This window comes from Siphonobacter sp. BAB-5405 (assembly GCF_002872335.1).
Lineage (GTDB): Bacteria > Bacteroidota > Bacteroidia > Cytophagales > Spirosomataceae > Siphonobacter.
The window spans coordinates 1-602 of sequence record NZ_NJAG01000124.1 but is presented as its reverse complement, the minus strand read 5'-3'; the positions used below and the strand labels follow the sequence as shown (position 1 = coordinate 602).

Sequence of the window (602 nt, the reverse complement as noted above, 5' to 3'; positions counted from 1 at the left end):
GCCAGAAACACATCCGCCGCTTCCGTGACCTGTACCGTTGCGGCTTCGTTCCGCTTCCGTTTTAGCCAGGTGGCTCCGTACAAATGAGGGGGTAACGAAACGGCCTGAATGGATTCGTCCGCGAATAACCCATCCCCCGTGTCCAGCCAGGATTCAACCGTCCCATTGGTACTCTTCAGAATGGAACTCGATTGCTGCGTAACAACAGATTTGGTATCCAGAGCCGCAATGGCAATGGCCGAAATAACCGCCTGAGCGGATGGTACGTGGGGAAAAGAAACCTTCAATTGCCCGCCTCGCACCCGTACGCGTAGCGTTTTTTCAGCAGAGCATCGTGGCCCACTTCCTTCCAGATGTCCAGGTTTTYGAGGCGTACCTCATCGTTAATGGCGACGTCAAACAATCGCCAGCCCGTGGCATCGAGTCCACCGCCGGTGCCGTACCAGGGTTCGATAAAGTACAGTTCCCATCAATGGAGATCGTTCACCCCTGGTCGTTATCGATGGTATTCCCGGTGGTAATCTGGATCTGCTGCAACAGGATGATATTGAATCGTTTGACGTATTGAAAAGACGGTTCAGCGGCGGCAATCTACGGTACAC

General features: G+C 53.7%; 2 protein-coding genes and 1 pseudogene. 1 reads left to right on the top strand and 2 read right to left on the bottom strand.

Translation table 11 applies throughout. From position 1 onward, the window contains the following. A partial coding sequence (locus tag BWI97_RS26360) for a hypothetical protein (protein ID WP_146011068.1) occupies nucleotides 1–287 on the bottom strand: 287 nt, incomplete at its 3' end. Then, complete coding sequence (locus tag BWI97_RS26355; protein WP_233208075.1) at nucleotides 284–454, bottom strand: malectin domain-containing carbohydrate-binding protein; 171 nt, start codon at nucleotides 452–454, stop codon at nucleotides 284–286. The genes BWI97_RS26360 and BWI97_RS26355, both read right to left, overlap by 4 nt. A 14-nt stretch (nucleotides 455–468) precedes the next feature. On the opposite strand from BWI97_RS26355, the pseudogene BWI97_RS29400 reads away from it, so the two are divergent. Then, nucleotides 469–602 (top strand): annotated as a pseudogene (locus BWI97_RS29400) (TonB-dependent receptor plug domain-containing protein); the annotation flags it as partial.